General features: G+C 50.7%; 4 protein-coding genes and 1 rRNA gene. 3 read left to right on the top strand and 2 right to left on the bottom strand.

From position 1 onward, the window contains the following. Positions 1 to 3: 3 nt before the first annotated feature. Both rrf and A6395_RS10825 read left to right on the top strand, forming a co-directional pair. Positions 4 to 119: ribosomal RNA gene (gene rrf, locus A6395_RS10830) — 5S ribosomal RNA — on the top strand. A gap of 119 nt (positions 120 to 238) precedes the next feature. After that, positions 239 to 1,177: a hypothetical protein gene (locus tag A6395_RS10825; protein ID WP_071399036.1), complete on the top strand. Its 939-nt coding sequence runs from the start codon at positions 239 to 241 to the stop codon at positions 1,175 to 1,177. Positions 1,178 to 1,186: 9 nt separating this feature from the next. Here the strand turns inward: A6395_RS10825 and A6395_RS10820 are convergent, their stop codons facing one another. Continuing rightward, positions 1,187 to 1,564, bottom strand: coding sequence for an HIT family protein (locus A6395_RS10820; protein ID WP_070328985.1), 378 nt, complete (start codon positions 1,562 to 1,564; stop codon positions 1,187 to 1,189). Positions 1,565 to 1,615: 51 nt separating this feature from the next. Between A6395_RS10820 and A6395_RS10815 the strand changes: the two genes are divergently transcribed. Beyond that, positions 1,616 to 2,260, top strand: coding sequence for a uridine kinase family protein (locus A6395_RS10815; protein ID WP_071399035.1), 645 nt, complete (start codon positions 1,616 to 1,618; stop codon positions 2,258 to 2,260). Here A6395_RS10815 and A6395_RS10810 read toward each other — a convergent pair. After that, on the bottom strand, positions 2,255 to 3,037 hold the full coding sequence (locus A6395_RS10810) for a sporulation protein (RefSeq protein WP_016509933.1): 783 nt from the start codon (positions 3,035 to 3,037) through the stop codon (positions 2,255 to 2,257). The two genes, A6395_RS10815 and A6395_RS10810, sit on opposite strands and share 6 nt — an antisense overlap. Positions 3,038 to 3,243: the final 206 nt, after the last annotated feature.

The raw sequence follows: 3,243 nt of genomic DNA, 5'->3' as shown, positions 1-3,243 counted from the left end.
TTGTCTGGTGGCGATAGCGAAGCGGTCACACCCGTTCCCATGCCGAACACGGAAGTTAAGCGCTTCAGCGCCGAAAGTAGTTGGGGGTCTCCCCCTGTGAGGATAGGACGTTGCCGGGCAATATGAAGGACGATCAAGCACATGCTTGGTCGTCCTTTTTTGTCGTTCATTTGAAACTTTTTGTCGTATTTTATCGTACAACGAGACAAGGGTTACAGAAGAAAGGGAGTATACCGCAATGAATGAATTATATGAACGCCAGTTGACACTTCAACAAAGCCTAGCTGAACGAGACCGATTGGCTCGTAAACTGAAGACTCTCGACAAACAAATTGCCGAACATGAGACTGTTCGAAAACAGTTGCTTAATACGTTCACGAAAGAACAGCGTGATGTCTATGACTTAGAGACATTTTCGCTCGTCAATGCATGGCGTAAGCTGCGTGGAACGTTTAGCGAGCAGCGCACGATTGAATTAGAAGAAGCGGCCCGGGCAGAATTCAAGCTGCGAGAACACGAGGCGATGATTGATGAGTTAGTGCTTGAGCGTCGAGATTTGTATGAAACCTTTGAGGCATATAACGGGATCGATGCGAAATGGGCAGCGTTTATGAAAGAGAAAGAAGGTCACCTGAAGCAGGATCCTAAGGTAAGAGAAGAGTTGTACCGTCTCACGAATCAACAGGCGGAAACGAAAGAAGTGGTCGTCGAGTATAAAGAAGCGATCGCAGCAGGTAACGCAGCACGAGCTGCCATCTCAAAGGCGCTCAAACACCTCGACAGTGCGAAGAGTTGGTCAACATATGACACGTTCTTCGGAGGTGGCTTGATTGCGACAGCGATGAAACATGACGCGATCGATGCTTCTGAACGGAAGCTGCATGAACTCCAATCCGCACTTGAGCGTTTCTCGCGTGAATTGGCTGATGTGAAAGGGATTGTCAGTGGCTTACACATCGAGCGTGGTTCGCTCGTCCAGTTCGCGGATTACTTCCTCGATGATATTTTTTCCGAATGGACGATGCACGGACGAATCAATGATTCACTCGACAAAGTGAACGGGCTCGATCGCGAGATTGCCAAACTAATTGAAAAAATGACGCGAGATGTCGAGCGGCTGGAACGACAACTCGAAGATACGGAAGAAAAATGGAAACAGCTCATCGTCACACGATGAGCTGTTTGATCATTCCGGTCGCTTCAGCCAGTGTCGTAACCCTTTGCCGGCATGTGGTCCGTCTGCGTAGCGCGGGATGATGTGCAAGTGGGCATGGGGAACTGTCTGATTGGACGCTGTACCGACGTTCCAGCCGAGCGTATAGCCGTCAGGACCGTACGTCTCCTCTAGGAAAGACTTGGCGTCATGAAGCAAGGTGTATGTATCGCTCCATTCCGTCGGTGTTAACTCAAACGTTGTCGCCCGGTGCTGTTTCGGGACGATGACACCGGAACCGACGAGGACGTCTTGTTCGCGGTCATGCATCAGAAAGTAGCACGTGTCGTTCTCAGCGATGATGCGTTGGGACGGATCGAGATGTGGATGACAAAATGGACAGTTCGACATTGGATTGGTACACTTCCTTTCTGTGTATAGTGTATCAAAGGGGGATTTACTATGGAGCGATTCATTAATCAAATCATCGATCAAATTGATCTGAACGAACGGACGCTCATCGGGATTTCGGGTCACGGGGGTGCCGGGAAGACGACGTTCGCCAAACAGTTACAAACACGTCTCGGGGAGGTCAACTACATTAACACCGACCCGTATATCACGGACTCGACGCTTCGGAAGAGTGCGATGATCGACTATACAGTCGATGGGAAGGTGCATCACTATAAGATGACGGCCTGTCATCCGGCGGCGCATCACTTGTTGTCGCTCGAGCGAGATATGCGAATGGTACGGGGAGGGGTCGGTTTTTATACGATCGATGTCCCGTATCTCGAACGGATGTGGATCGATCCCGAGAAGCAGGTCACCATCGTCGAGGGAATGAGCGTCGCCTTTCTCGATCCGAGCTATATGGATATATCGGTCTATCTATATACAGACGGCGAGACAGAGTTCGCCCGACGCGCTGCTCGTGACATAACGGAGCGAGGGATGGAGATGGAATACTTGAAAGCATCGCATGAAGAACGGCGTCTGCAATACGAGCTGTTCATGCATCCGTATCGCGACAACTTTCAAACGATCGTCTCGATCAACGGTGACAGGTTGACGATTGAGAAAAGTCCATACAAAAACCGCTCATGAAGAGCGGTGGCTGCGTAGCGTATCTTGGATCCCGAGTCCGAGTCGGTCTTGTTCGTGCTCGAGCTGTTCCCAGGTGAGGGATCGGTGCCGGAGTTCGACGTCGGTCGCCATCGAGTCGAGCGTGCGCTGGCGTTCGATATTGTCGAGCCAGTAATAGACGTCGACCCCATTTTCATCCATGCGCCAGAATGATTTCACGACCTCGAACTCATCGGCCCAGTCGCCGACGGGCTTAAACCCATACTTTTCGACGAACGGATAAGGTCGTTCTTCACCGAGCGGGTCGATGACGTTACGGACGAACATGAGCTCGAGTCCGGCATGCTCGGTCGCCTCGAGCAACCGTTTCAACTCAGGGAGTGGTTCGATCTCGATATTTTCGACGACGTCGAACCATACGCGTTTACCATCCGTGTCCCAAACGGTCGCCTCGACACTGTAAGGAGCGCCTGATGTCGATGGGGCATACATCGTCAAGTCGAACGTGAACGGGATATGTTCTTCTGCCCCGGGCTCAAGCACGGCCGTGAGGCGGATCGGGACTTCCTGAATGTCAGCCTCGCGGTTGAATTCGTTACCTTCAAGCGTGATGTCTTTGAATGTTGTCAGGAAGTTGAGCGTCAGTTCATGCAGACGGATCACTTTTGACGTCGGGTTCAAGACGCGAAGCGTCCCGTGAACGGTTTGCTTCGGCACGAACGGGATCGTATGGAAATAGACGGACGCATCTAACTCGGAAAAGAACCATTTTTTAAAGCGGTTGCCCCATTTCGACATGTCGGTCGCGCTCCTTTTCTGTTAATAAAATTACACTCCTTTAAGTGTTCCCGATTCTAATTTCCAAAAAACATTAAGAAAAAGGTTGCATTTTATAACCGTCTCGCTTATTATAGAGAATGTCGAAACAATTCAAATCGTCGCGGGGTGGAGCAGTCTGGTAGCTCGTTGGGCTCATAACCCAAAGGTCGTTGGTTCAAATCCAG

The sequence above is a fragment of the Exiguobacterium sp. SH31 genome (genome assembly GCF_001816105.1).
In the GTDB taxonomy this organism is placed as follows: domain Bacteria; phylum Bacillota; class Bacilli; order Exiguobacteriales; family Exiguobacteriaceae; genus Exiguobacterium; species Exiguobacterium aurantiacum_A.
The sequence above is the reverse complement of the archived record's forward strand: the minus strand, read 5'-3'. Positions and strand labels throughout refer to the sequence as shown.